The following is a 26,865-nucleotide window of genomic DNA, read 5'->3' as shown; positions in this document are numbered from 1 at the left end:
GATTTGAACCCTTACACGATGCAACCTTTTACGCTATCGGCAAAAATAACCGCCCGTTTTGGCATAATAAATGTGCTTTTTTATGTATAGAAGTGTCGGGTGCAACACGAATATGTTCAACTTCAATTTGAATATAGCGACGCATAACATCGAAGAAATCTTTTACTTCTTGCTCCGCTGGTTGATAACGGGCTTTGACACATTGATTTTGAAAAAAATGGACAACACTCGTATTATCACTATAAATATATAAATGTGTTACATCATTGGCTAGCGCGAGTTCTATAGCACGCTTACATGCATATAGCTCTGTACCGTAACTCTCAAGTGTTAAATACGTAGAAGGCACTTGACCATAGTCCTTTAACTCTCCATAAACGACGCCGTAATAGCCTGTTTGATTAAGCGGAAAATACGCACCGTCTACATACCAATGCTTCGGCTGTACAAAAGGAGCATCGGGCTTAACATCTTGTATTACCTCTTCTTTTACTGCGGGCGCATTATGCGCTACACAGGCCTCTGCCTGCTCTCTTGTTTTAAAGCCATATAAGCGGCTACCTTTTACACCAGTACTTTTTTCTCTCGCTTGTGTTAACGACTCATAAATAGCAGCAGTTTCTTCAGTAATAACGACGTAGTATTTATTTTTTGTCATAACTTCTTCCTCCTTTAAAAGCCCTTTAGCAACGTATCGAGCAGCCTCTCTCATCAGTAGATTTTGAGGGCGCTTCACGTAAAACTAAAGGGCTTTATTATTTAAGGTGTTTCTTCTTCAATTGTTACCGTGCCATCTTCTAATACACGTGGCTGAATTAATACTTCAACTCGACGGTTTTTAGCACGTCCTTCTTCTGTATCATTTGTATCTACTGGCTTATTTTCGCCATAACCTTTAGCACTAAAATACTTCGGATCTAACTGGGCATTACTCGTAATCAACTGTTGCAAAAAGTTTACGGAGCGCATAACCGAAAGTGACCAGTTAGATGGAAACTGTGCGGTGTTAATTGGTACATTATCTGTATGCCCGGTAATAACCACATTACGTGGGGGGTCAAACACTAATAGCTGTGATAACTCATTTGCGACTGGAATGTACTCAGCACGTATCGTAGCTTGCCCCATATTAAATAAAATTGAATCACGAATCGTTACGAGTAAACCCTCGTCTGTTAGTGTGGTTTCAAACATCTCCTCTAACTCATTGTTAGCTATGAAACCGTCCACACTATCTTTAATTTCACCTAGCGCTTCCTGATCTTCAATATAGGCAGAGCTCTGCATCATTTCTTCCAAATCTTGCGACTGTGTTGGTGTCATTGTATCTACAGGTGATGGATGTTCCATAAAGCCTGTACCACCATCAAACACTTGATTAAAGACTTCTGACATACGTTCTAATTTTTGTTGATCAACGGAGCTCGAAGCAAAGAGTACAATAAATAGCGCTAATAATAACGTTAAAATGTCGGCGTAAGGAACTAGCCAGGATTCGTCAACATGCTCTTCTGGCTTTTTACGCTTAGGCTTCTTGGCCACCGCCTCCACCTTCTCCCATGATTTGTTTGCGTTCTGCCATCGTTAAATAAGAAGATAGCTTCTGCTCAATTACACGTGGTGCTTCCCCTTCAAGCACTGATAAAATACCTTCAATCATCATATAACGTTGCTTTACTTCAAGAGCAGATTTACGTTTTAATTTATTAGCAAATGGGTGCCATAAAACGTAACCTGTAAAGATACCAAGAAGTGTTGCAACGAAGGCTGCTGAAATCGCATGCCCTAATTTATCAATATCGTTCATATCTTTTAGAGCTGCAATCAGACCAATTACGGCACCAAGTACCCCTAGTGTCGGAGCGTATGTACCAGCTTGTGTAAATATCGCTGCCCCTGCTGAGTGGCGGTCTTCCATTGCCTCAACCTCTTCGGTTAATACATCTCTTATGTAATCTGCACTTTGACCATCAATTGCTAATGTTAAGCCGTTCTTTAAAAATGGATCCTCTACCTCATTTGATTTACCTTCTAATGCAAGTAAACCTTCTCGACGTGCTAAATCCGCCCATTCTGAGAACATTTTAATTAGCTCAACATCACTTGCAAGCTTTGTTTCTGTAAGTAAAATTTTAAATAGCGTTGGTACATTTTTCAGCTCTTTCATAGGTACAGCAATTGTTACTGCTGCAATGGTACCAAAGATGATGATTAAAATAGCAGCTGGGTTAAGTAGTGCATCTAACCCTACACCTTTTAATACCATCCCGGTTAATAGCGAAGCAAACGCTAATATAAGACCTACTACCGATGATATATCCATTTTTCTACCTCCATGCATAATAGCCCTTGTGGGATTTTACTCAATACTACTCTTATATTTTAACAACTTTCTACATCAAACGGTTGATTTACTTGTAAATCTTATGATGTAGCGAATTAAATTGTTACAAATTAATCACTATTTGTAGGGATACTTGACCATTTTATTACATGTGCAAAGTTGTGAACTAGCATTTCATATTTAAGCCTTACTTTTGGCCATTGGGTATTGTATACTTAAGTTATAATAGTTTTTAATCAATCAATAGAGAGGAGTATTATTTCTATGTTTACAGCAACTATTCTAGGTTTCTCAGTAATTATTTTAATTTCTATCGTTTTCTTTATCGCATACTTAATGTTCGGTCTTGACTCTTCATCAGCTTCTAAAGTTGATCCAGCTCCAGAAAATAAAATAGTCTGATACCTAGCCAAAAACCTTAGCTTATATGGAAGCTAGGGTTTTTTCATGTGCTTTTCCTTCCTTATTGTAAAGGATTATTCCCTATATTCCTATGTTTTTAAAAAAAGATAAATCGAAAGTAGCACTTATTGTATCTATATACCTATTGAATTACATTTTTTTTAAATAAAAGTGGATTTTTATCCCTTAATAAAATGCACGGTATTATTTTGTGTGCAATTTGTTACGATTTTTTGTCAACTTTCTAAATTATGTACGTATTCGCTACTGTTTTTCATATTTTGTTAAGATTCAGTATTGTCTGTTTCTATTTTGCTCGTATTATTTTAAAATAGAAGAGATGGGAGAGGAGATATAAACATGTCAATTTTACAAGATATTCTTAGCTTCAATAAAGATTTCGTTACTAATAAGGAGTATGAGCCGTATATTACGACCAAATATCCTGATAAACGCATCGTTGTTCTTTCATGTATGGATACTCGTCTCGTTGAACTGTTACCAAAGGCAATGAACTTACGTAATGGCGATGTTAAAATCGTTAAAAGTGCAGGGGCACTTGTAAGTCACCCATTCGGTGCCATTATGCGTAGTTTGCTAGTAGCTGTGTATGAGTTACAAGCGGATGAAGTATATGTAGTAGGTCACTATGACTGCGGTATGAGCGCGGTAGACCCTGAGAGCATGATTCAAAAAATGATTGAGCGCGGTATTAATCCAGAAATTATTGATATGGTAGAGTTTTCGGGCATCGATTTAAAAGATTTCTTACGTGGCTTTGGCGATGTAGCGACAAGTGTTATGAAAAGCGTAGAAACAATCCGTAATCATCCATTGATGATTAAATCAATTCCTGTTCACGGTTTAGTCATTGACCCAAATACAGGCCGTCTAGACATTATCGAAGATGGTACTGTTGTTCGTTTATAATAAACAAAAGCGCTTCGTTTTCTAGTAAAGAAAATGAGCGCTTTTTATTTATTTTCTTCTTTTAATAACGCATATAAATAGTGATCTTCCCACTTGCCATTTAACCATAATAATTGGCGTAACAACCCTTCACGCTCAAACCCCACCTTTTGCAATACCCTTTGTGAGGCAAGATTTGCAGGCGCTACATGCGCTTCTAAACGATGCAATTGCAGCTGATGAAAAGCAAAGCGAGTGACTTGCTCAACAGCCTCAGTCATTAATCCCTGTCTAGCGTAATGTTGATCAATGGCATAGCCAATAAAACCACTTTGGTAAGGCTTACGCTTAACTGCATACAATGCGATATGACCAATTAACTCACCATTTAAAAACATACCAAATGTATATTCTCGCTGGCGTCGCATAAGATAATAACTTTCTCTAATTTTTTTACGTTGTGCTTCCTTTGTATAGTAATACGGACCGTGTATTGGCTCAAAGGCTGACCATGCTTCACGATTGCGCCATAAAAAACTAGCTAGCGCTTCAGCATCCCTAACTGTAAATGTACGAATAACACAACGCTCACTTGTCTGAGTGAGACGTAGTGAGCGCTGTGGCAATAAATGAATTAACCAATTCATCATTACTTTTTATTCTTTTTCTTCTTTTTCTTTTTAATCTTTTCTTTTTCTTTTAGCATTTCTTCTCCGTCTGGTGGATTACCTAGCGCATCAATTAGCTTTAAACCGCGAGCCTCTAATTTTTCTTCGATTAGACGCAGTGTTTCTTCAAGTACATGAATGCGCGCATAACGCTTATTATTACCAGGTACAAGCACCCATGGCGCATTTTTTGTATCTGTTTTTTCAAACATCTCTTCCGCTGCTTCTTCGTACTTCTCCCACTTATCGCGATTGCGCCAATCCTCATCTGTTAACTTCCATGCTTTATAAGGATCGTTCTCACGGTCAAGGAATCGTTGCAATTGTTCTTCTTTTGACACGTGTAACCAGTACTTGACAATGATATAATTACCATCTGTTAGCACCTTTTCAAATTGATTAATTTCATCGAATGCACGCGACCATTCTTTTTTAGTAGCGAAGCCTTCAACACGCTCTACTAACACGCGACCATACCATGAACGGTCAAAAATGCCGATTTGTCCGTGTTGTGGTAATTTACGCCAAAAACGATGCATATAATTGTAACGTAACTCATGTGGTTGCGGTGCTGAAATTGGGTGTACTATGTAACCACGTGGGTCGATTTTTTCTGTAACACGTTTGATGGCACCGCCTTTACCAGCAGCGTCCATACCTTCGAATACTAAAATTAAACCGATTTTATTATCGTGTAAAAATTGTTGGGCATTTAACATTTCGTATTGAAGGCCTTCTAGCTTTTGATTGTATGTTTCTTTATCAAGTTTAGCGCTTAAGTTTAAGTCATGTAATCTTCCTGACATTTTTATCACTCCTAAATGATTTATAACTCTACTTTACTAAATTTTGAGAGATAATGATACCAAATTCCAATTTAATCACACAGAGAGGGGGGTTTTATGTGCTATATTTTTCGTTGATGTTAATTACCTACATCGGGTCTTTAGCCTCAGCTATTGTTTTTTATATTTGGCATATCACAACGATTGATACCTTTAACACAATCACGCGCTATCCCGTGCTGTTATCACCAACCCATCTATTATACGGTTTTATTTTCGTCTTATATTTAGCGCTCGCCTATTGGTTAGTACAAGTTAAAAAAACAGGGCCTACTGCTAAAAGGGCTGTTCTTTTTAGCGGCAGTATGCTACTTCAAATCGCGTTATTTGCTACATGGCACCTTGAATATATTCGCTATATGTTTATCGTCAATGTTTTGTTAACGATAACGCTGTATTATCTGTATCGTACATACCCTATTGCAGACCGTCTAGCGCGCTTACCTATATCGCTATACTTAGCTTCTGTGACTTTCTCGATGATTTTTATGTTTGAACTAACAGTTGTTTTTTATAGCTTTCATGGCTTTGGGTTAAGCAAACAACTTTGGGTCATTATTTTGTTAACATTCAGCACCGCACTCGCTTTACGTTTACGTTATCACTATAATGATCGCGCTTTTTCTATAGCGTTTATTATTATTTACCTCGGCATCGCTTTACGTCTCGGTTTAGACGAGTTACTCGTTACGATGTGCGCGTTATTTTTAAGCGGCGTACTCGTTGCTGGGATTTTATATGTACAAAAAAACATGGCCGCTTAAAAGCGAGCCATGTTTTTATATTAATCTTCAAGTTGTGTTAGGATAATCGGTTTTCCTTTTGTTACTACAATGGAATGCTCGATTTGTGCCACACGTGATTTATCAGGTGTCACAAACGTCCAGCCATCACCGAGTTCTACAATGTGCTCGGCTTTTTCTGAAATAAACGGTTCAACCGCTAGCACCATACCTTCTTTCATAATGGTTGAGTCCCACGCATCATAATAATTAAGCACATGATTAGGCTCTTCATGTAATGAGCGACCTAAACCGTGCCCTGTTAAATTCATAATAACAGTTAAGTCATGTGCATAAGCCTCACGCTCAACCGCTTTACCAATTTGGTTAAGCTTAGAGCCTGCTTTTACTTTAGTCATCGCTCTTTCGAATGCAGATGCTGCAACATCACATAATTTTTGTAATTTTTCATCTTCCCCGACTACAAAAGAAATTCCTGTATCTGCAAAATAACCGTCGCACGAGCCAGACACATCAATATTAACGATATCGCCTTCTTTAATAACGCGACTACCTGGAATACCGTGCGCTACTTCTTCATTGACGCTAATGCATGTATAACCTGGGAAGTCATACTCTGCTTTAGGGCCTGAGACAGCACCTAACTCCTCAAACATACGACCAGCAATATCATCTAGCTCTTTTGTTGTTACACCTGGTTTAGTAGCTGCTTTCATCGCTTCACGAATTTGGGCCATAATACGTCCAGCTTTTTTAAATGCTTGTAACTCTTCTTCTGTTTTAATAATCATTTCTGAAACGTCCCTTTCCTATCATAAGATACCTTTAATAATAGCACAGTTTATTTTCGTGAAAAGTGTTTCGCTCCGCAATATGTATGAAACTTTTACTAATTTACATACGTATATATAACTGAGGAGTGATATTTATGGACAATGAACGCGTACTTGCTTCACTTAGCTACTTTAGCATCTTTTTTGCACCATTTTTATTTCCTATTATTTTATTTTTCATCGTGAAGGATGAATTCGTTAAACAACATGCTAAACGTGCCCTACTATCTCATTTAGTGCCTGTCGTTTTCGGTTTCATTCTCGTTTTCTTGCTGTTAACGAGTTCATGGCTAGCCGATCTTAACGACAGTAACGGTACCGGCATTGCCATCGGCTATGTCATCGGTATGTTGGCATACCTTGCTGTAACCTTTGGCTTTTTTGTATGGAATATCGTACAAGGTATCCGCGTTTTAAAGTTTTAAGCATACATTTTTAGGCTAAATACTAATAAAGGAGTGAAAAGGCATGAGTAAACGTCAAACAAAAGCACAAGCCAATGAATCAAAGGTAGGTAAAATTATTCGCCTTGGCATCACATATGCACCAATTATTATTCCAATTGTACGTAAAGTAATAAACAACCGTAAAAAAAGTAAAATAACATTCGGTTACTAAGTGAAGGTTACAGTCGTTGTACTGTAGCCTTCTTTCTTTTTCGTGACATGTAAAATAGCTGGCATTTCTTCCTTTAATTCTGCTACATGTGAAATGACGGCGATTGTTCTGCCGGTGTTACGCAGCTCTATTAAAGTCGTTATCGCACGGCGTAGCGCTTCCTCATCTAACGAACCGAAACCTTCATCGATAAACATCGTATGAATTTCTACGTTACCGTTGAAACTTTGAATCACATCTGAAACGCCCAAAGCTAAACTTAAAGATGCATTAAATTTTTCGCCGCCTGACAATGTTTTTACATCACGCTCTGTATCAGCATAGGCGTCATATACGCTTAAGTCTAAACCTGTTTGTGAACGCTTATCAGTCAACGCTGTGGTGCGTACTAGTTGATACTGTTCATTAGAAAGTACACGCAAACGTAAATTTGCCGCTTCGATAATCTGTTGCAAGTAATACGTTTGTACATAGCGCTCAAATGAAAGGTTTAATTCGTTTTTCCCCATTAACACATCCGCAATATGCACCATTTGAGCGCGTTCATGCTCTAACTCTCCAATCCGTTCAATTAAGATGTCGAGTTGTTTCAATAAATTCGTACATAATGCAATATATTGCGCTACGACATCCCGTTGTTTATACGCCTCACGCGCAGTATGTTCAGCTTGTTGAATCGCTTGCGCTAACGGCTCTGTCGCCTGTATTGTTTGGTCCTTATAGCTCGCTAAAGCAGCGCGTTGCTGTGTAAGATTATAAAATTCCGTATCATATGCTTGAACAAGTTGCGCCAATTGTTGTTGTATTGCGGGTGCAAGTTTACCTTGTTCGTAAGCTGCAGTATTAGTAAAGCCAGCTTGCTGTTGTGCTATTAGCGCCTTATTCTCGGTTGCTTGTAATTGACTTGTCGTTTGTTCCGCTCGCTCTTTGGCAACGTGTAAAGCAATATCTTGTTGCTGATAATGTTTAGCAACTTTCTCATACTGAGCGGTTACTTCCTCATAAGCTGTCGTTAACTCTTGTAATTGCTTCGTGTTAGTAGCAATTGCTTCGTTTACTTGTTGCTCACTACGCTCTCCTACACTGCTTTGTAATAACGTCATTGTGATTTGGGTTTGCTGCAAAGCTTGCTGACTTTTATCGTAAGCTATTCTCGCTTGTTGAAGTTGATCAGTATTTAATGCTACTTGTTCTGTTAACTGTTGAAGATTTGAGCGCATTGCTGCTAGATTTTTACGCTGGCTCATATGAGCTTCATATTGTTGACCAAGTCGCTGTTGTTCCGTTTCAATATCGGCTAATTCCCGCTTTGGTATTTCTAACTCTGCTAATCTTGTGGCGCTGTGCGCAACATCACTCTTAGCTGCAGCTAGTTCATCTTTAGCCTCTTGATACTGTTGCTTTATTAGCGCATAGTGTTGAAGATTAAAATCTTTAGGATATGTAGCCAACTGTGCTTCACTCACACGATTTGCGCAAACGGGGCAAGTATCTCCATCATGTAAATGTGCCGCTAACTCTGCAGCGCGTTGTTGTTCACGCTGTGCTTCCGCTTTATCAAATTCAGTTTGTATACGATGTAATGCTTGTTGACAAAGCGCTTGGGTTTCTTCAAATGCTTTATGTTTTTTTTGCACATTAGTATAAATGGTTTGGTGACGTTGTTCTTGTTGTAATTGCATTAATTTAACTTGATAATTAGGCGCTTCATCAATTTGTTGTTGCAGTTCATTAACTTCTTGTTGTAGTTTATTTACTTGCTGCTGTAATTTTTGGTCTATGCGTTGTTGCGTTGCTAACGCGGCTTGCGCAGTTTCGAGCTGTAGCGTAAGCGTTTGTTCTTCAGCTGTCAATTGCGTTAACTGTTTAAGACGAGGTAGATGTTGTGTTTCATCCTCTTTGAGTGTAGTACGTAACGACTCAATTTGCGGTAAGGTTTTTTGAACTTGTGCCAAAGCTTTAATTAGCTGTTCATATTGCATTTTTATTTCTTCATAGCTCGCCTCAGCCTCGTGTAACTGTTGCACAGCTTGAGCATTTGCTACTACTGCTTCATCTAAAGCATCCATATAAGGCTCAATAAGTTGCGCTTTTGTCGCTATAGCTAACTTCTCACGCTTTAGTTGTATTTGCTCTTTCTGTTGTCGCATATCATCGTAAGCTACTGCGATTTGTTGATAAGATTCAACCTTTTCATTATGTTTAAGTACACGGTCAAAGTTCTCTCTTGCCTTGCTTACCTCTTGCTCTGCATGTTGATAGGCTTGTTCTACCTCACCTACTGCTTGTTGATAGTACAGAAGCTCTTCTTGTAATGCTGTATTGAGCTGATAACTATTTACTTCCTCTTGATTAACAATACTCGCTAACTTCGAATCCTCACGTATATAGAGCGTTTCTGGTAGTTGCTTCATAAAGAAAGTAAGTTCTTGCTTACTTTCTTTATACCTTGTGTCTAGTAGCTTTTTTTGTTCATTAAAATGCTGGGCAATTTGTTGATAGCGCTCCGTCGTAAAAATTTTACGCAAAATTGCTTCTTTATCTAATGAATTAGAAGTTAATAATTTACGAAATTCCCCTTGTGGTAACATAACGATTTGTCGAAATTGGTCTGCATCCAAACCGATAATTTCTACAATTTTAGGGTCGATGGTGCTTTTATTTTGTTTTTCTGTACACAGCACTTGTTGTTGATTAACAAGCTCAAAGAGTTCGACTTTATCTCCGGTTTTTGTTTTATTGCCCTTTTTAATATGACCTAGTTGGCGCGTAATTTGATAAACACGTTCATGCATTTCAAATTGTAATGTTACGGCTGTATAGCTTGTATCTTCGGCAAAGTCACTACGTAAACCATCATTTTTCCCACTGCGATCTTCGCCACTCGCACTATCATAAAGCGCAAAACTAATCGCATCAAAAATAGTCGTCTTTCCTGCACCCGTTGCCCCTGCTATTGCAAAAATGCCTTGCTCATGCAACTTCGTAAAATCAATAGTTTCGGTATTTTTATAAGGGCCAAAGGCTGTCATTGTTAAATGTAGTGGTTTCATATGTGTCGCCCTCCTTGCGCTAACTCATCTAATGCTTGCAAAAATAAATCCGCTGTTTCATCAGGTGGCAATTTACCTAAAACTTCTTGATAGAAACTTTCAAAGAGTTGCAAATCATTCATCTCCTCTACTTTTGCCGTAGTTGTATTTTTCGTCACAGTCGTTGCTGCAACGCGTACAACGTGCATAGCGTTCGGATATACCGTACGCACGCGCTCCATTGGCGAGGCTACAGGGTATTCATTCGTTAAGCGTACAAAAACATAATCGTTGCACGGCTCATGCTGTAATATTTCTTCAAGAGTACCTTCAATTTGACGCAAATCATAACGAGGCGTGAGCGTTCGCTTTGTGACACTAGCAGCGCCTTGTGCATCTAACTCTACAACATAATAGCCTTTTTGATGATGGCGTTCTGATAAGGAGTATTTGAGTGGTGTGCCTGCATAGCGCACCGTATCATTGCCAACTTTATGCGCCTTATGTAAATGACCTAGCGCAGTGTAGTGAAATGGTTCAAATAGTGCTGCATCAACATAAGCTACGCCACCTACAGTTAAAGGACGCTCCGAATCACTCGTGTTTTCTTCATCACTTGCGCCATTTTTCGTAACAAAAGCATGGCCAACAAATACATGGCGCGCTCGTTCATCCATAGTTGCTGTAATTGTATCAATCGTTTTTTGCATAGCGTCTTGATGTGTTGTAATCGTATCGTCTTTATGTGCAAGACGTACAATGCTCGGCTCTGCAAAAGGCACTAAATGAAAATGCACTTCGCCAAACGCATCAGGTAATATAACGCGCATTACATCTTTTTGGTATTCACCTGCGATGTAATAGCCGCTTTTTGCTAACAACTCACTGCCGAAAGCTAAACGACTCGGACTATCATGGTTACCCGCTACACAAATCACGGGAATTTCTAAGTCATTAATTAGAATACGCAATGTTTCGTTTAATAATTGTATAGCTTCTACTGGTGGAAGCGCACGATCATATAAATCACCTGCAATAATAATAACGTCAGGTCGTTCGCTACGCATATGTGCGATAAACTGTTGTAAAATATAGCGCTGATCTTCCGTCATATAAACACCTTGTACAATTTTTCCTAAATGCCAATCGGCTGTGTGAACAATTTTCATCATTAAAACCTCCAAAAGAAAACGTGTGTTCCTATATTGTAGCACAAATTACAAAAAAATACTGCTACAATCGAATGCTTTAGCCAAATGATTGTAGCAGTAACTTTTATAAAAATTTATCATAACCTTCAAATAATGTAACGACAGTTGCTAATGCTACACGCGCTGTTGCTACGTCCTGCTCTATCGTTTGTTGATTAGCAATAATCTCTTCAAAACTAAGCGGATTAGCACGTGGCATATGCATTATACTCATTTGACCGCCTGTGTAGGTGCGCAAAAAGGCATTCGCCATTACGCGGTATCCTTCTAAATTGGGATGAATGTCGCTAGGGTTGGGCAAATAAGTTGTTGCGTCTAAACCAAAGTCATCGTAAAGTGGCACAAAAATAGCACCAGCTTGATGTGCTTGTTGTTCGAGAATCGCGTTCAACTTACTAATTTGCTCAGCAGCTCCCTGTTTTTGATTAGCGTGTACATAAGGGTAAGCAAAATAATACCCCATCACATACACTTTAGCTTGCGGAGCACGCGCTTTTAGCTCATCGAGTAAAACAATCATCTGTTTGCGTACACGATTCAGTGCAAAATCAGCGCTTATTTGATTATAGCTAATCATACCAGCCGCTACATCTCTTGCCACGAGTGGTAAGACATCATTGGCTCCCGCTGATATTGTAATAAGCGTAGCCTGCTCTAATAAAGGCTGCGCAACTGGCTCCTGTATTCGCTCAATGACATCGGTTGTCGTGAAGCCAGGAAAAGCTAGCTCTTTCGAAAAAAATGATAGTTGTCCAGCAATGCTCAGCTGATTGGCAATGAGTCCTGCATAGCCATAATCAATTTCTTGATACGGTGTTTGACCTGCTGCTAAAGAGTCGCCAATCGCAATATAATTTTCACTAGCATTAGCAGGTATAGCTACTAGCCAAAATGCCAGCATACTACAAAGTATACGCTTCATTACCGTCCCACCTTTTAGAACGCCCAGCTACCTTTACGGAAAATAGGTTCTGTCGTTCCGTCTGCTAAAACACCATCAATGTCCATATTTGCACTGCCCACCATAAAGTCCTCATGTGTGATGGATACGTTTGCACCTACTGCCTGGAGTTGTTGTTCTGACATCTCACGACCTCCAGCTAAACAAGTAGGGTAGGCTTCACCAATCGCTAAATGGTTAGAGGCATTTTCATCAAATAACGTGTTGTAAAATAAAATATTTGAAGCTGAAATCGGTGATTCATGTGGCACTAAAGCAACTTCACCTAAATAGCGCGAACCTTCATCTACGCTCATTAACTGTTGCAATAAAGCATTGCCAACACCCGCTTCGGCCTTTACAATTTCACCTTGTTCAAATGTCAATGTAAAATCATCAATGATATTGCCTTGGTAAACGAGTGGCTTCGTATTGCTAACATAGCCATTGACACCTGTTTTCTTTGGTAATGTATACACTTCTTCTGTTGGCATATTTGCCACAAATGTTACATTTTGCGGCGTCTTACTACTTGCCGCTAACCATAAATGCTCCGGCGCTAACTCAATCGTTAAATTTGTACCCGGTGCTTTATAGTGCAACTTTGTATAGTGTTTTTCATTTAATTTAGTAGCTCTCGCTTCAAGACCTGTAATATGTTGACGCCATTTTTCAACTGCATCACCTTCACCGATGCGCACTGTTGCAAAAATCGCTTCCCACAAAGCCGCTACACGCTGTTGTTCTGGCAAATCAGGGAAAATTTTCGTTGCCCAAGGTAAGGAAGGCACAGCTACAATTGACCATGCAATCTCATCCTTCATAGCAGCTGCTCGGTAGTTGGCTAATGCTTTACCACTCGCTTTTTGTTGCGCTGTTAGACGCTCTACTGGAATACCCGTTAATAAATCTGGATTATCCGCATCTATCCATAACAAGGCGCCTTGTTTTTCGATAAGTTCATCACGCTGTAACGCTGCCCATTTAGGATACTGTGAAATTTCTTCTTCACTTGCATGTTCATAAAATGCACGGACCACTACATCGTCCGTTAGTTGTACATGTACGCGCCCTGCCCCTGCTTCATAAGCTTTCTCGACTACAATGCGTGCAAAATCAAGCGCTTCAACGCTCGTATTAATGAGTAAGTACTGCCCTTTTTGAATGTTAACGCCAACCTTAACCGCTAACTCCGCATACTGCGCTAACTTTTCTTCAAATGTCATATTATTTTCGCCCCTTCTTTGCAATTGTGGTAGCGTTGCCATCAATTAATCCACCATTATGCCATACTTGCTGTACCGGTTTTTGTGGAATTTGTTTCGTTAAACGACGGAAGTCACGCTCTTCACGGTACGACAGCAATGTAATTACTTTACCATCCTTACCTGCACGACCTGTACGTCCCGAGCGATGCAAATACTGTTCAATCGTGCGTGGTACATCGACATGAATAACATGTGTTAAACCTTCAATATCTAAACCACGTGCCGCAATATCCGTCGCGATTAGAATGCTAGCTTCTCCTTTTCGGAAGCTATCAAGTGCTTTTTTCCGCTCTTCTTTTTTCATATCAGAATGTAATGTTACAATTGGTGCATTGCGGTAAGATAGCTTTGTTTCTTTCATTAATACTTGATCAATATTATTAACAAAAGCTAACGCATGAATACCTTCTGTATGAGCTAAACGACGTAAAAACTCTGTTTTTTCACGCTCATCTACTTTTACGAAAGTATGCGCTACTTTACTCGTATGAACCATATCTTCAGGCTTAATAAAAATACGCACTGGCTCAAACATCATACGTGTTGCTACAAGCTCAATTTCTTCTGTAATTGTTGCAGACACAACGATAACTTGACGGCCAAATTTTGCTCCATCAATAAACGATTTTACTACTACACGGTAATCACGACTTAATAGCTGATCACATTCATCTAGTACTACAGTGTCAATATCTTTTAATTTTAACTTCCCTGAACGAACAAGCTCGTTTAATCGACCAGGCGTACCTACGACAATTGTAGGTTTCTTTTTTAATTTCTCAACTTGACGTGCCATGTTAGCACCACCAATTAATTGCTGTACCGTAATATCTGTACCTGCAATCCACGTGCGAATTACTTCTACAATTTGCATACCTAGCTCTTGTGAAGGTGCTACAATTAATGCTTGTGTAGCTTTACGATTGCCGTCAACTTTATGTAAAATTGGCAATACGTAAGCAAGGGTTTTACCTGAGCCCGTTGGTGATTCTGCAACGATATCTTTGCCTTCAATCATCGCTGGAATCATTTCTTCTTGTATTTTCATTGGACGATCAAACATCCACTTCTGTTGTAAGTCTTCTTTTAACAAATCAATTACTGACATGGTTTGCCCCACCTTAAATTATAATAATTTATTATACCATTGTTTGATTAAGCGATTGTAAAAAAAGAAATGCACTGCTGTTACTCAGTACATTTCTTTTTTACTTTGATAACCACTTAGCTGAATTGCACGTTGCGCTAATACAACCAGTGAGTCAATATAGCATGATCCAAGTTGCAAATCACGATTAATAATAGATAACTCCGTACACCCTAAAATAAGGGCATCGCATCCTAATGCTACCATTGCTGTTTCAATCGGCTGCCATTCTTCACTCGTAACAGATTGCCCTGCTTTTACTTTATGATAAATCATTGCCATCACTTGCTTTTGTACGGTAGCAGGCGGCACAATTGCCTCCATACCTTGCGCGACTAATGCTTGCTGGTACACACCAGCAGCTATTGTGCCGTCTGTTGCAAGTATGCCAACGCGCTTCGCCTGTTTGGCTTGTGCATACGCGACTGTCTCATTAATCATATGCACAAGCGGAATATCAATAGCTTCTGTAATCGCTTGATAAAAAGTATGCGCTGTATTACACGGCAATAACAACAAGTCAGCACCTGCTACTGTTAACACTTGTGCCGCTCGCTGTAAATAAGGTATAGGGTTAGGTGCTGTATTGTCTAGCACATAGGCTGTGCGATCTGGAATTGTCGTATCATTATTAATGATTGTATGGATATGTTGTTGATCGGTTTGTGCATCGGTTAGACGAACGATCATTTCTCCTAAAAACATCGTCGCTAATGGTCCGACACCACCGATAATACCAACCTTCTTCATTTATTCTGACAAACCTTTTTTATTAAAGTATTTTTTATATTTACGATAATGATTTAACGTATGCAACTGTAATTTAACCCAGCGTTTTGGGTTTAAATCCTTTTTATAAAATAACGAGTTTGTTACTTTTCCCGCTTTAATTAATTGCTTAGCCTTGTTAATCATCTGTTGATTATCCGCATATTTAAATAGCACACCATGTGGAATGACCGTCCATAAATGTTCGTCTTGCACATAAACGACGTCTTGTGGCTTATTTAACATATGGTCATCTGCTACATATTTCATTAAGTTATGACCACTAGCTGTTACATAGTAACTTGAACGTCCGTTACGCAAGTTAATTTCAAATAGCTTGTACTGGCCATCACGCTCATCATACTTCATATCAAAATTTGCAAAACCTGTATAACCAATATCCTCAAGGAAAAACTTAATTTTATCCATTAGCTCTTTATCATACGTCGTAATAATTGCAGCGTAGCTCCCAATACCTTCTGGTGAATGTTCTTCTAATATTGGATTGCCTAAACACATCAACTTTACTTTTCCATCTTTATTAACGTAGGCGTTTAATACGCGCATATAAGAGTCATCGCCAGGGATAAACTCTTGTATGACTAGCGTATCTTTATATGTTGACGCATAAATCGCTTGCAAAATCGCTTGTTTCTCTGCTTCATCATGCGCTACGAACACTTTCTTTTTGCCTGGAAATGAGCATGCCCAATAAGCAACAGAGTTAGATGCTTTAATGATGATAGGGTACTGAAATGGTACTTCAAATGTTTCATAATCATCATACGTACATAGGGTAGTTTTAGGATAAGCAAAGTTATACGTTTCACACATTTTATAAAAGTTTTCTTTTAATAAGATACGATCCATCAATGACTCATCAATATATGGCACCGTAAAGTATTGCTGTAGTACGGGTTTATTTTTAATGATTAACTTAGCATAGTCATCGCCACATGCTAATAATAATAAGCGTTTGTCTTGACCATAAACTTTCGCCACCTGTCGTAATGCGGCTAAAAACACAGCTTGTTCATTCAAGTTTTCGACTTCTGTAAAATGTAAAATTGAGCTATGCTCAGTTGCTGATAATTGTGAGCGACCTAGCACTAATGGCTTGATACCATACTCCTCATAAAAAGCTCGTGCCATACCGTAGGCATTCATATCAGAGCCTAATAAAACGGGTAAAAAATCGTACACTTTTTCCTCCACTACCTTTCAACATAATGAATCTCTGTTAGTTTTTTAAAAAATATTGTTCGTACCATACAAGGAACATATACACAGACCAAATCTTACGTTGGTTTTGCGCCACACCTTTATAATGGTCAACAAGTAACTTCATAATTTTATTTTGATCAAAAAATTGCGCCGCATATTCGCTTTCAAATGCTTTTTTAACAGTGGTAAAGAAAGCTTCCTCCTGTAACCAAACGCGGATTGGCACCGGGAACCCTAACTTTTTACGCTTTACCCACTCTTCTGGTAGCGCATTGCGTGACGCTTCACGGAAAGCATATTTCGTATCGATTTCATTAACACGATAGTTAAGGGGTAAGCGTTCTGCTACCTTTAATAATTCGCCATCTAGCAATGGTGTACGCACTTCTAAACCATGTGCCATCGTCATTTTATCTGCTTTTAATAAAATATCATCCACCATCCATAAATGGAAATCAAGCACTTGTTTTTTTGTCGTATCATCTTCGCCTTTTAGCGTATCATAGATAGGCTTTGTAATATCTCGTACAGAAGGCGCATTTTGGAATTTTGGTCGTAAAATATCCGCTGCTTCTTCCTCATCAAAAATATGAGCTTGTCCATGGAAAGTTTGTTCAACAGGTAAACCGCCACGCATTAAAAAGCTCTTACCTTTAGCTCCCGCCGGCATTTTCTTTGCGACATTTGCCGCTAAACCGCGCAGTGCTTTCGGTACTTTTTTGTATTTGCGCATCACATTTGAATCATTATACTCAGCATAACCACCGAAAAACTCATCGGCTCCTTCTCCTGAGTATACGACCTTCACATGCTCTTTTGCTAATTTAGCTAAAAAGTATAACGGCACAATCGAAGGGTTAGAGTGAGGCTCATCCATCATGTATTGAATATCACCTAACGCATCAATGCACGTTTGACCGTCCATAATCGTGCTCACATGCTCCACACCTACTTCTTGCGATAAAGCTTCGGCACTTTCAATTTCAGAGAAGATTTTGCTGTCAAACCCTACAGTAAATGTTTTCTCTGGCTTCGCTACAGCCACTACATAGCTTGAGTCTACCCCACTTGATAAGAAGGAACCAATCGGTACATCTGCTTTACTATGTGCAGCTACTGATTCACGTACTGTCTCATCAATTTCACTTACAAAATGTTCTAAAGGTAAATCAACAGGCTCAAATTTCACAGACCAGTAGCGTGTTGTTTCGATTGTATTATCTTTAATAAACGCATAATGTGCTGCAGGAAATTTAAAGACATTTTTGAAGAATGTCTCTTGTAAAACAGGAAATTGGAAAGTTAAATATGGCTTTAATGCTTGTTCGTTCAATTCCTTTTTAAAATGTGGATATGCTAAGAAGCTTTTAATTTCTGAAGATAATAGAAGCGTGTCGCCTACTTGGCTATAATAAAATGGTTGAACACCGAACATATCGCGTGCTGCAAACATCGTTTTAGTATCTTTATGCCAAATTAAAATAACGAAAGCACCGCGTAATTTTTTAACTACGTCTGCTCCCCACTGTTCATAGGCTTTTAACACAACTTCACTTGTGGCTTTTGTCGCGCATTTTACGCCTTCTTGCTCTAACGAAGCACGTAATTCGTTCTGATTATAAATTTCACCGATAAAAATAATCTCTTTCATACCATCGTCACTTGTAAAAGATTGATGACCTTTTTCGTCATTGACAAGATGTGTGCTACAAAAACCTAAAGCGATGTCCTCTGTAATAAACGTACCTTGTTCATCAGGACCACGGTGCTTAATTTTTGTTAACATGTCTTGTACAATCTTCTCACTATCGTTATTTTTCCCTATAAATCCTGTAAATCCACTCACCGTACAAAACTCCTCTCGATTTTACCCTTTTACTTTATTACTATACCCGACTAACGATATAATCACGATTAATACACCTATTCGGCTTTATTCGCTTTCTACAGAATAGCATGTATGCATTTTACATATCAAATAACAACATTGTAAGTAAAGGAGAAATTTATGCGCTACGCTATTATTAGTGATTTGCATAGTAATGAAGCAGATACTTACGCTGTTCTTACACAAATTACTACCCTTTTTCCGGATGCAAAAGTCGTTGCCCTCGGCGATTTGTATGAATGCCTCGTTAGCAAAAAGAAAGCGGCTAAAAAACAAACGATCGCTCTACAAAAAGCTGTACACGTCAGCTCGTCCTTTGAGGCGCTCCTAACGTTTCCTTCTGTCATCGGAAATCAGGAAGAACGCATTGCAAAAGTTACTGGAAATCGACACTTTCAACGATGGCCAGCTACTTTAACAATTGAAAACGCTACGCTTATTCATGGGCATCAATTTGCATGGGATGAGCACTGGCAACCTACATTTCCATCGTTTTCAACACCACTCGTCTTTTTTGGTCATAGCCATCGTGCAGCATACTATGTAGGAAATAAACGCATGCCGATGCCACCGAATGCACGCTTAGACGTTACTAATAAACAGTTAATGATTAACGTGGGCGCTGTAGTATTTCATCGTGAATGGTGCTTGTATGATAGTGAAAAACATTATGTACAATTTATGAAAGCCTAAGCGCTACTATCAGTATCGGAAGACAAGGCAAATTGATAAACCGAATGGTGCAGTAACTTCACGCCTCCATTCGGTTTTATTATTAATTAAACTTTGTTTTATCTTGCACAATTAATGCACGCAATTGTTGTAATTTATCTACTACTTCATGTGATACTTCGGTTAAGTCTACTAACACTTCCTCTGCTTTCGCCTTATTGCCATCATTATAAGATTTCACAGCTAAACGTGCGAGCTCTTGCATTCGTAAGTATGGGCGCTCTAAATCTTTAAACACTTGCTTATCCCCAAGCGTCTCTTGTCCTTTGCCATAGTACCACGTACCAAGGCGTGATTCTTTCGCTGTACCAACTTCTTCAAGGGTCATTTCATCGAAACCTAGCAACAAGTTATAAATGCGCCAACGCCATAATAAATGGTCCGTGATGGCTAATGAGATAACATCTTCATGGCTAATAATAAAGTTTTTTGAAATCGTAGAAGAACGATACTCATCAATCATTTGACTCAACTTATAAATCGTTGCACCGGTAGTAAAGACAATATTACGGCTTTGCTCCATCGTTTCTTTAATGTTTGCGTTACGTGCTGTAATCGCTGTAGCCGCTTCATTTTGCGCTTGTGTCGTCCGTGCAATTTCATCAAAGCGATCTCCTTGATGTTGCAAGCTCGTATTTACTTCAGACAGTGTAGCTGAAATACGAGATGTCTCAACTACCCCTTCATGTAAGTCAGTCGCAAATTGACGCGTTAATGAATCAATATGATTTGTAATTGCTAATAGTTCACTAATATCTTCCTGAATCGATTGCACAGATGTCTTCGTATCATCTGCCAATTTACGCACTTCCTCTGCTACTACAGCAAAGCCTTTACCAGCTTCACCAGCACGCGCTGCCTCAATCGATGCATTAAGAGCTAATAGATTAGTTTGATCCGCAATGCCTTTAATTAACTCCATAAGTGACGTCACACTCGTCACTCGTTCCACAAGTTGTGAAGTATGCTGTTGCATCGTTTGTTGACCTTCATCTGTTGTGTGCAAAATGCTAGTAACATGCTCTAAAGATGCTAAATCTTTATTAAGCGCGCCAAGCGTTTCACGCGTCGTCAATGCGATGTTACCAATTGTGCCTGTAACTTCCTCAATACTTTCATCTAACTGTTGCATCGAGTCATTGGCAGCTAAAATGTCTTGCTCTTGGCCGTCTTGAAATGCCATTAGCTCTTTTATTTGGTCGAGTTGGGTATTGTACATAATGATTTCACCTAGACCATTAACGACTGAACCTGCCTGAATTTCAATATACGTTTCCACAATAATTTGTTCGTCAATTGTCACTAAGCTATCATACGCAAGCAAAACGTCTAGCATATTTTGTGGGTCCTTAGCAAAACGATCTACGATTAAAGGTATAATTAGCTGATTTACTAATGTATATGCTGAAATCATCCAGTTCGGTAAGACCCCTAGACGCGCATGAGTATAGGCGATTCTTCTACGTTTAAACACATAATTCAAGTCAAGTTCATCTTCAAATAAACTAACGAAATGGGCGTCAAATGTTTTCTTTAGCCGCTCGACTGTCGTGTTATCTTTAATGACCTTCGCAAAATCAGGAATTTCTAATAAGCGGTCGTAAAAGTTATCCAAAATTGCTACGCGGTTTTCGGCATATAAATCTTTTAAAAACATTACCGACTCACGGCGAATACGAGAAAATGCTAAAAAATCGAGCTTTTCTTGAAAGCGTTCATTAGTAGCAATATCTGAATCTGTACTTTTATTAAAATAAGCATATAAATCAATTTTTTTCTTTTTAAATAACAAGGTTAGTCACTCCAAAGACGTTCATTTTTCAATTAATTTCATTTCTTACTAGTAGTATACTATGGTTTTTGTTATGGTACTCAACTTTTTCCATAAATTATACGTCTATTGATTTATGAAACATAATACGTTTCATTTCGTATTAAAGTAGAGGCATTTTTATGCACTACAAATGATGGAGGTAAGTAATGAATAAAAAGAAAAAGATAGTAGTAATTAGCGTAATTAGTATCGCACTCGTTGTAGCCGTTGTTTTTGCAATTATGAAATTTACAGCTACTGAAGGCGATATGGAAGCTTTTGATGAACCTTTAATGACTGAACCTGTTGCCATGCAAGAGTTAGGCGAAACAATTTTAGTCACAGGTAAAATCATTCCGACAGATGAACAAAAAGTATTTGCTGAAGGTGAGAGCGGAGAAATTAAAGAGTTTTTCGTTAAAGAAAACCAACAAATTAAAGCGGGTGCCCCTTTATTTGCTTATGACACTACAAAAGTGTCGAATGAATATAGCAAAGCTGTACGCGCACGCGATTTAACGAATAATCGCTTAAATATTACAATTAACGAATTAGCAGCGGCTCGTAAGCAGCTAACCGATATGAAAAAAAATCCTGAGCTGTCTAAAGAAGAGCTGAATGCTGCTGCTAAAGATATCGTATCGCTTGAAATGGACATAGAAAATATTAAAGGTGAAGTTTCGTCTCTTCAAGAAACAATCAACGATTTAGCTGCCACTAAAGAAAAAATGGTCGTTAAAAGTAAAATCGATGGCATCATCGTTAAAATTAATAAAAATGTAGAGCCGAGTGAAAATGGTAGTAGTGAACCTATCGTACATATCATTTCGAGTGGGCCATTTAAAGTTATCGGCTCTATGAGTGAGTTTGATACGGTAAAAATTAAAAAAGATCAACCTGTAATTATTCGCCCTAAAGTGTTTAAAGACCGTACATGGAACGGTGTAATTGAGTCAGTGTCTCACTTCCCTGGTGGTGAAGGTGGCGACGAAATGGGCGGGGGCAACGTTACGATGTATCCGTTTAAAGTAGCTATCACAGATGATACTTCTGAGCTTCGTCAAGGTTTCCATGTATCGCTTGAAATTAATGTATCTGATCTAGCACAAAGTAAACAGCTCGCAATCCCTCATTTAGCAATTGATATTGATGAAACAGGTGAAGAGTTTGTCTACGTCTTAACGTCAGACAATATTTTAGAAAAACGCGCAATTGTTTTAGGTGACTCAAGCGATGAGTTCGCTGGTATTTTGGAAGGTTTAGAAGAGGGCGAACGTGTTGTCGTTAATCCTTATATCGTTGCGCAAAAAGGGTTAGAAGTTGGAAAAGAAGTTAAAGAAAAAGACTTAATGCCCGCAGACGATATGATGGACGACGAAATGTTAGAAGAAGATATGACTGAGCCAACTGAAGAAATGGAGCCTCAAGAAGTACCAACAGAGGAGGCAACCAAAGATGAAGCTAACTAATATTACAAAAGTATACGGCTCTGGTGAATTACGAGTCCCCGTACTTCATGGTATTGACTTAACTATTACAGACGGTGAGTTTGTAGCGATTATGGGGCCTTCTGGCTCTGGTAAATCAACTTTAATGAACATTATAGGTTTTCTCGATAAACAAACAGAGGGCACATACTTTTTACATGGTAATGATGTCGGAAGTGCTAAGGAAAAGGATTTAGCTAAACTACGTAATGAACATATCGGATTTGTTTTCCAGCAATTCTTTTTATTACCTCGTCTCAATGCGCAAAAAAATGTAGAAACACCGTTAATTTATGCAGGTGTTTCTAAGAAGGAACGCGCTGAGCGTGCAAAAGAATTACTCGATAAAGTCGGTTTAGCTGAGCGTATGGGACATTTACCGAGCGAGCTATCTGGCGGACAAAAACAACGTGTCGCAATCGCACGTGCGCTTGTCAACAATCCTTCTATTATTTTAGCGGATGAGCCTACAGGTGCACTTGACTCTAAAACGGGTGTGCAAATTATGGAACTGCTAACCGCATTAAATCAAGAAGGTAAGACCGTTATTATCGTTACACACGAAGAAGAAATTGCCGCTTATACCGATCGTATTATCGTGCTACGAGACGGACTTATTGTAGAAGACAAGAAGGTGATGAAGTGAATATTTGGGAAAGTTTCATACTCGCTTTATCCTCCATTTGGAACCATAAAGTACGCTCTATTTTAACGATGCTCGGCATTATTATCGGTGTAGGCGCTGTTATTATCGTCGTAGCCATTGGCGAAGGCGCAAAAAAACAATTAACCGATGATATGTTTAATGCAGATGACAATGCCATCTCCTTGCACTTCGAACAAACCTCGTTTGATGAAACAGGTGAGATGGAATGGATTGAACCGCCTGAAGTAACGTCTGAGCAATTGCTACAACTAAAAGAAATCTCAGGAGTTAAAACAGTAATTGGGACAAATAGCGGCTGGGGTAACTTAGTTAATAATGACAAAACAGCTGAAATGCAAATTAAAGGTATTGATAATCAATACTTTATCGCTAAGGACATTCAACTACTAGAAGGTCGTCGCTTAAATACGCGAGATAATGATAGTTACTCACGCGTAGCTATGATTGACTCCGTAACGCGCGAAAAATTATTTAAAGCAGATGAAGATGTAATCGGTGCTATCGTTGAAATTGATGACAACCCTTATAAAATTGTAGGGGTTTATAAATCCACTCTGCCTGAGGAGTTCCTCCAATTTGACGGTTTTTCAAGCGGTGAAATGTTGATGCCGCGCACATTAATTTCCCTTATGTTTGGGAGCCGTGAAATTGAAGATATCGAAGTAATTGCAGATAATCCCGAAACATTAGGCGAGACAGGTAATGCTGCTGCAGAGAAATTAACAGCAATCGTAGGCAGTGAAGATGGCTATTATCAAGCGAATGACATGACAGAGTTCCTTGAGGAATTTGATAAATTTTACTCTACTATTACGTTATTTATTAGTAGCATTGCAGGTATTTCCTTACTTGTAGGTGGTATTGGCGTTATGAATATTATGTTAGTATCTGTCACTGAACGTACACGAGAGATCGGTTTACGTAAAGCATTAGGGGCAACACGTGGACAAATTTTGCTCCAATTTTTAATTGAATCTGTAACACTAACCTCGTTAGGTGGGTTGATTGGTATTGCTTTTGCGACAATCGTCACAATGATTGCTTCACAATTCCTACCATTTGCTGCGGTGATGAATCCTATCGTTATTTTAATAGGTGTAGCTTTCTCATCTTTAATCGGGATTGTCTTCGGCATTCTACCTGCAAATAAAGCCTCTAAACTTAGCCCTATCGAAGCGTTACGTTATGAATAAATCACAATAGCTACTTGCTCTTAGCAAGTAGTTTTTTTATTACCTTAATTAGTATATTTATTCATCCTATTATTCCCTTTTCTTATTGTGCAATACATTTTTCAAACTTCCTCATCTTCCCAACTTCGGCACTAGGACTAATGACTAACAATGCCAAACACCTTTTTATATGATAAAAACTACTTTTTACTGCTTTAAGCTTAGGAATCACTACATTTTTATAACGAACTTGTTATGATAGTATACTATTGGTAAAATTGTTAATGACAATAACTAAGAAATATAGGAGGTTTATTCATTGAAATCAATTAAAATGAAATTATTAAGCGCTTTTGCCATTATCGTTGTATTTGTCGCAGCTTATAGTATTTATAGTTTTAACACAAATACAACTATGGCATCTGAAAGCAAAACTATTGCAGAAAAAGATTTACTTCTTCTTATGGCTAATAAAGAATTAGCTACCTCGATTAATATACGTACAGCAGCTGTAGCTAATTATTTATTAACCGGTGACCCTATACATATCGAAACTTTTAATCAGTATATTGAAGTAGCAGAGCAACAAGTAGTTATTTTAAACGAACTAACAAGCAAAGAGGATGCGGATGCACTTAATAAATTAGCAGACAGAGCACGTACATGGCGTGAGCAAGTACAAAAAGGGGTGTTTGCAGTTTATGATAAAGACCCTGAAAAAGCGATGGCTAATGCCGAAAAAACGGTAACCCTTGGAGCGGAAGTGAGCGAATCTTATCAAAATTTGGCAACTATAAGTAGTCAGAATATTATAAACCGTAGTATAAAAATGATGAATCAAGCAAAAAGTGCAAAAATTATTGGCTTAACAGTTGGATTGATTGTAATTATTGCTGCAATTATTGTTGGTATTGTCACTGCAAATATCATCACTAAACCAATTCGTATGGTCGTAACATATATGCAAAATTTAGCTAATGGTGATTTGCGTCAAGAACCACTCACTATTAACAATCAAGATGAGCTACGTACACTTGTAGATGCGACAAACACGATGAATAATCAACTGCGTAGTACTTTAACAGTAATTAGTGATGTAGCGGAAACCGTCGCTGCTAATAGTGAAGAGATTGCGCAGTCTTCAAACGAAGTTCGCTCTGGTGCTGAACAAGTAGCGCGTACGATGCAAGAACTAGCAGAAGGTGCCGAACAACAAGCGAGCAGTGCCACAGATTTAGCACAAATCATGGATAATTTCTCATCAACTGTTGGTATCGCTACACAAGAAGGCGAACAGTTAATGGCACATTCGCAAAGTGTTCGTGATTTAACTTTAACTGGACAACGCTATATGAATGACTCTACACAGCAAATGAATGACATTGATGATATTGTACAAATTGCTGTGCAAAAAGTAGAGGGCTTAAACGAACAATCTAAAGAAATTTCTGAACTTGTTTTAGTTATTGACTCTATTGCTGATCAAACAAACCTACTCGCTTTAAATGCAGCCATTGAAGCAGCTCGTGCTGGCGAACAAGGTAAAGGCTTTGCTGTAGTCGCAGACGAAGTGCGTAAATTAGCTGAGCAAGTCTCACTATCTGTGACAGATATTTCTTCTATTGTCACACGCATTCAAGATGAAACAGCAGATGTTACAAAATCACTACAAGCTGGCTACGCTGAAGTGAAAAAAGGTACAGCACAAATTACAGAAACCGATGCTACGTTCAGACAAATTTCTGAAGAAGTGAATGGGATGTCAACCAACATACAAACTATTACTACTAATCTTGAAGGTATCTCAAATACAACTTCACAAATTAACCGAGCTATTGATGATATCGCTGCTATCTCGCAGCAAGCCGCAGCTGGCGTAGAAGAGACGAGTGCTACAGTACAAGAAACAGCGAGTACACTCGACGAAGTAGCTCGTGGCACAGATCACCTTGCTACACGCGCCGAAGAATTAAATCACCAAGTCAATTACTTTAAGCTATAACCAAATAGAGACCGCCATCGTGGGCGGTCTCTATTTTTATTGGGTAGCACTTGTAGCTACTGCAACTGACACTCCCACTCATAAATAAGTGGGGTTCTAAAGTACAAAAGATTTCTTCTTTGCTCTCCCATCAACCGATGTTACTGGTTGGG

25 protein-coding genes are annotated in these 26,865 nt (G+C 38.7%); 10 read left to right on the top strand and 15 right to left on the bottom strand.

The window, feature by feature from the left end; translation table 11 throughout:
- Positions 1–28: 28 nt before the first annotated feature.
- The 3 genes from DDE80_RS04860 to motA all read right to left on the bottom strand — a co-directional run bounded on the left by DDE80_RS04860 (position 29) and on the right by motA (position 2,323).
- Positions 29–658 (bottom strand): ribonuclease H1 domain-containing protein, encoded by a 630-nt coding sequence (locus tag DDE80_RS04860; RefSeq protein ID WP_161952270.1) that lies wholly within the window; start codon positions 656–658, stop codon positions 29–31.
- Between the two features lie 101 nt (positions 659–759).
- Positions 760–1,542, bottom strand: a complete 783-nt coding sequence (gene motB / locus DDE80_RS04855) for a flagellar motor protein MotB (RefSeq protein WP_108306548.1) — start codon at positions 1,540–1,542, stop codon at positions 760–762.
- Positions 1,526–2,323, bottom strand: a complete 798-nt coding sequence (motA, locus tag DDE80_RS04850) for a flagellar motor stator protein MotA (protein ID WP_108306547.1) — start codon at positions 2,321–2,323, stop codon at positions 1,526–1,528. The genes motB and motA overlap by 17 nt, the downstream gene beginning before the upstream one ends.
- A 285-nt stretch (positions 2,324–2,608) precedes the next feature.
- Here motA and DDE80_RS15275 point away from each other — a divergent pair, with 285 nt between their 5' ends.
- Positions 2,609–2,746: a hypothetical protein gene (locus DDE80_RS15275; protein ID WP_201261494.1), complete on the top strand. Its 138-nt coding sequence runs from the start codon at positions 2,609–2,611 to the stop codon at positions 2,744–2,746.
- A gap of 360 nt (positions 2,747–3,106) precedes the next feature.
- Complete coding sequence (locus tag DDE80_RS04845) at positions 3,107–3,676, top strand: beta-class carbonic anhydrase (RefSeq protein WP_108306546.1); 570 nt, start codon at positions 3,107–3,109, stop codon at positions 3,674–3,676.
- Positions 3,677–3,720: 44 nt separating this feature from the next.
- On the opposite strand, the gene DDE80_RS04840 is transcribed toward DDE80_RS04845, so the two are convergent.
- Both DDE80_RS04840 and DDE80_RS04835 read right to left on the bottom strand, forming a co-directional pair.
- Positions 3,721–4,305: a GNAT family N-acetyltransferase gene (locus tag DDE80_RS04840; RefSeq protein WP_235612278.1), complete on the bottom strand. Its 585-nt coding sequence runs from the start codon at positions 4,303–4,305 to the stop codon at positions 3,721–3,723.
- On the bottom strand, positions 4,305–5,129 hold the full coding sequence (locus tag DDE80_RS04835; protein ID WP_108306545.1) for a polyphosphate kinase 2 family protein: 825 nt from the start codon (positions 5,127–5,129) through the stop codon (positions 4,305–4,307). The genes DDE80_RS04840 and DDE80_RS04835 overlap by 1 nt, the downstream gene beginning before the upstream one ends.
- A 98-nt stretch (positions 5,130–5,227) precedes the next feature.
- On the opposite strand from DDE80_RS04835, the gene DDE80_RS04830 reads away from it, so the two are divergent.
- The gene (locus DDE80_RS04830; protein ID WP_153060871.1) at positions 5,228–5,932 is read left to right on the top strand and encodes a hypothetical protein; all 705 of its coding nucleotides are present in this window, start codon (positions 5,228–5,230) and stop codon (positions 5,930–5,932) included.
- Positions 5,933–5,952: 20 nt separating this feature from the next.
- Here DDE80_RS04830 and map read toward each other — a convergent pair whose 3' ends face one another.
- Positions 5,953–6,702 carry a type I methionyl aminopeptidase gene (gene map, locus DDE80_RS04825; protein ID WP_108306543.1) on the bottom strand — a complete coding sequence of 250 codons (750 nt, stop codon included), beginning with the start codon at positions 6,700–6,702 and terminating at the stop codon, positions 5,953–5,955.
- Positions 6,703–6,839: 137 nt separating this feature from the next.
- On the opposite strand from map, the gene DDE80_RS04820 reads away from it, so the two are divergent.
- Positions 6,840–7,169 carry a magnetosome magnetite crystal formation protein family gene (locus DDE80_RS04820; protein ID WP_108306542.1) on the top strand — a complete coding sequence of 110 codons (330 nt, stop codon included), beginning with the start codon at positions 6,840–6,842 and terminating at the stop codon, positions 7,167–7,169.
- 43 nt (positions 7,170–7,212) lie between these two features.
- Positions 7,213–7,362, top strand: a complete 150-nt coding sequence (locus tag DDE80_RS15270) for a hypothetical protein (RefSeq protein WP_201261493.1) — start codon at positions 7,213–7,215, stop codon at positions 7,360–7,362.
- Here DDE80_RS15270 and DDE80_RS04815 read toward each other — a convergent pair.
- The 8 genes from DDE80_RS04815 to asnB form a co-directional block, all read right to left on the bottom strand.
- Positions 7,359–10,415: an AAA family ATPase gene (locus DDE80_RS04815; protein ID WP_108306541.1), complete on the bottom strand. Its 3,057-nt coding sequence runs from the start codon at positions 10,413–10,415 to the stop codon at positions 7,359–7,361. The genes DDE80_RS15270 and DDE80_RS04815 overlap by 4 nt on opposite strands.
- Positions 10,412–11,563 carry an exonuclease SbcCD subunit D gene (locus DDE80_RS04810; RefSeq protein WP_108306540.1) on the bottom strand — a complete coding sequence of 384 codons (1,152 nt, stop codon included), beginning with the start codon at positions 11,561–11,563 and terminating at the stop codon, positions 10,412–10,414. The genes DDE80_RS04815 and DDE80_RS04810 overlap by 4 nt, the downstream gene beginning before the upstream one ends.
- A 106-nt stretch (positions 11,564–11,669) precedes the next feature.
- A complete protein-coding gene (locus DDE80_RS04805) occupies positions 11,670–12,527 on the bottom strand; it encodes an SGNH/GDSL hydrolase family protein (RefSeq protein ID WP_108306539.1) in 858 nt (285 codons plus the stop codon).
- A 14-nt stretch (positions 12,528–12,541) separates the two neighbouring features.
- A complete protein-coding gene (locus DDE80_RS04800; RefSeq protein WP_108306538.1) occupies positions 12,542–13,771 on the bottom strand; it encodes an aminopeptidase in 1,230 nt (409 codons plus the stop codon).
- A gap of 1 nt (position 13,772) precedes the next feature.
- Positions 13,773–14,921 (bottom strand): DEAD/DEAH box helicase, encoded by a 1,149-nt coding sequence (locus DDE80_RS04795; protein WP_108306537.1) that lies wholly within the window; start codon positions 14,919–14,921, stop codon positions 13,773–13,775.
- Positions 14,922–15,005: 84 nt separating this feature from the next.
- Positions 15,006–15,710 (bottom strand): cysteate racemase, encoded by a 705-nt coding sequence (gene cuyB / locus DDE80_RS04790; RefSeq protein ID WP_108306536.1) that lies wholly within the window; start codon positions 15,708–15,710, stop codon positions 15,006–15,008.
- Complete coding sequence (locus tag DDE80_RS04785; protein WP_108306577.1) at positions 15,711–16,895, bottom strand: carboxylate--amine ligase; 1,185 nt, start codon at positions 16,893–16,895, stop codon at positions 15,711–15,713. It lies immediately after the preceding gene.
- 73 nt (positions 16,896–16,968) lie between these two features.
- A complete protein-coding gene (gene asnB, locus DDE80_RS04780) occupies positions 16,969–18,798 on the bottom strand; it encodes an asparagine synthase (glutamine-hydrolyzing) (RefSeq protein ID WP_108306535.1) in 1,830 nt (609 codons plus the stop codon).
- Positions 18,799–18,960: 162 nt separating this feature from the next.
- On the opposite strand from asnB, the gene DDE80_RS04775 reads away from it, so the two are divergent.
- Positions 18,961–19,533: a metallophosphoesterase family protein gene (locus tag DDE80_RS04775; protein WP_108306534.1), complete on the top strand. Its 573-nt coding sequence runs from the start codon at positions 18,961–18,963 to the stop codon at positions 19,531–19,533.
- An 82-nt stretch (positions 19,534–19,615) separates the two neighbouring features.
- Here DDE80_RS04775 and DDE80_RS04770 read toward each other — a convergent pair whose 3' ends face one another.
- Positions 19,616–21,364 carry a protoglobin domain-containing protein gene (locus DDE80_RS04770; protein WP_108306533.1) on the bottom strand — a complete coding sequence of 583 codons (1,749 nt, stop codon included), beginning with the start codon at positions 21,362–21,364 and terminating at the stop codon, positions 19,616–19,618.
- A gap of 188 nt (positions 21,365–21,552) precedes the next feature.
- Here DDE80_RS04770 and DDE80_RS04765 point away from each other — a divergent pair, with 188 nt between their 5' ends.
- The 4 genes from DDE80_RS04765 to DDE80_RS04750 all read left to right on the top strand — a co-directional run bounded on the left by DDE80_RS04765 (position 21,553) and on the right by DDE80_RS04750 (position 26,713).
- Positions 21,553–22,854 carry an efflux RND transporter periplasmic adaptor subunit gene (locus DDE80_RS04765; protein WP_108306532.1) on the top strand — a complete coding sequence of 434 codons (1,302 nt, stop codon included), beginning with the start codon at positions 21,553–21,555 and terminating at the stop codon, positions 22,852–22,854.
- Positions 22,841–23,518: an ABC transporter ATP-binding protein gene (locus DDE80_RS04760; protein WP_108306531.1), complete on the top strand. Its 678-nt coding sequence runs from the start codon at positions 22,841–22,843 to the stop codon at positions 23,516–23,518. Before DDE80_RS04765 ends, DDE80_RS04760 begins: the two co-directional genes overlap by 14 nt.
- Positions 23,515–24,732 (top strand): ABC transporter permease, encoded by a 1,218-nt coding sequence (locus DDE80_RS04755; RefSeq protein WP_108306530.1) that lies wholly within the window; start codon positions 23,515–23,517, stop codon positions 24,730–24,732. The genes DDE80_RS04760 and DDE80_RS04755 overlap by 4 nt, the downstream gene beginning before the upstream one ends.
- Positions 24,733–25,030: 298 nt before the next feature.
- Complete coding sequence (locus DDE80_RS04750) at positions 25,031–26,713, top strand: methyl-accepting chemotaxis protein (protein WP_108306529.1); 1,683 nt, start codon at positions 25,031–25,033, stop codon at positions 26,711–26,713.
- Positions 26,714–26,865: the final 152 nt, after the last annotated feature.

Source organism: Metalysinibacillus jejuensis (genome assembly GCF_003057615.1).
Lineage (GTDB): Bacteria > Bacillota > Bacilli > Bacillales_A > Planococcaceae > Metalysinibacillus > Metalysinibacillus jejuensis.
Note: the sequence above shows the minus strand (reverse complement) of the source record. Positions and strands in the feature narration are given on the sequence as shown.

Excerpts from the sequence above, each read along its gene's own strand:
- DDE80_RS04860 (WP_161952270.1), bottom strand. The coding sequence starts at position 658 with ATGACAAAAAATAAATACTACGTCGTTATTACTGAAGAAACTGCTGCT.
- motA (WP_108306547.1), bottom strand. The coding sequence starts at position 2,323 with ATGGATATATCATCGGTAGTAGGTCTTATATTAGCGTTTGCTTCGCTA.
- DDE80_RS15275 (WP_201261494.1), top strand. The coding sequence starts at position 2,609 with ATGTTTACAGCAACTATTCTAGGTTTCTCAGTAATTATTTTAATTTCT.
- DDE80_RS04845 (WP_108306546.1), top strand. The coding sequence starts at position 3,107 with ATGTCAATTTTACAAGATATTCTTAGCTTCAATAAAGATTTCGTTACT.
- DDE80_RS04840 (WP_235612278.1), bottom strand. The coding sequence starts at position 4,305 with ATGATGAATTGGTTAATTCATTTATTGCCACAGCGCTCACTACGTCTC.
- DDE80_RS04835 (WP_108306545.1), bottom strand. The coding sequence starts at position 5,129 with ATGTCAGGAAGATTACATGACTTAAACTTAAGCGCTAAACTTGATAAA.
- map (WP_108306543.1), bottom strand. The coding sequence starts at position 6,702 with ATGATTATTAAAACAGAAGAAGAGTTACAAGCATTTAAAAAAGCTGGA.
- DDE80_RS04820 (WP_108306542.1), top strand. The coding sequence starts at position 6,840 with ATGGACAATGAACGCGTACTTGCTTCACTTAGCTACTTTAGCATCTTT.
- DDE80_RS15270 (WP_201261493.1), top strand. The coding sequence starts at position 7,213 with ATGAGTAAACGTCAAACAAAAGCACAAGCCAATGAATCAAAGGTAGGT.
- DDE80_RS04815 (WP_108306541.1), bottom strand. The coding sequence starts at position 10,415 with ATGAAACCACTACATTTAACAATGACAGCCTTTGGCCCTTATAAAAAT.
- DDE80_RS04810 (WP_108306540.1), bottom strand. The coding sequence starts at position 11,563 with ATGAAAATTGTTCACACAGCCGATTGGCATTTAGGAAAAATTGTACAA.
- DDE80_RS04805 (WP_108306539.1), bottom strand. The coding sequence starts at position 12,527 with ATGAAGCGTATACTTTGTAGTATGCTGGCATTTTGGCTAGTAGCTATA.
- DDE80_RS04800 (WP_108306538.1), bottom strand. The coding sequence starts at position 13,771 with ATGACATTTGAAGAAAAGTTAGCGCAGTATGCGGAGTTAGCGGTTAAG.
- DDE80_RS04795 (WP_108306537.1), bottom strand. The coding sequence starts at position 14,921 with ATGTCAGTAATTGATTTGTTAAAAGAAGACTTACAACAGAAGTGGATG.
- cuyB (WP_108306536.1), bottom strand. The coding sequence starts at position 15,710 with ATGAAGAAGGTTGGTATTATCGGTGGTGTCGGACCATTAGCGACGATG.
- DDE80_RS04785 (WP_108306577.1), bottom strand. The coding sequence starts at position 16,895 with ATGAATGCCTACGGTATGGCACGAGCTTTTTATGAGGAGTATGGTATC.
- DDE80_RS04775 (WP_108306534.1), top strand. The coding sequence starts at position 18,961 with ATGCGCTACGCTATTATTAGTGATTTGCATAGTAATGAAGCAGATACT.
- DDE80_RS04765 (WP_108306532.1), top strand. The coding sequence starts at position 21,553 with ATGAATAAAAAGAAAAAGATAGTAGTAATTAGCGTAATTAGTATCGCA.
- DDE80_RS04760 (WP_108306531.1), top strand. The coding sequence starts at position 22,841 with ATGAAGCTAACTAATATTACAAAAGTATACGGCTCTGGTGAATTACGA.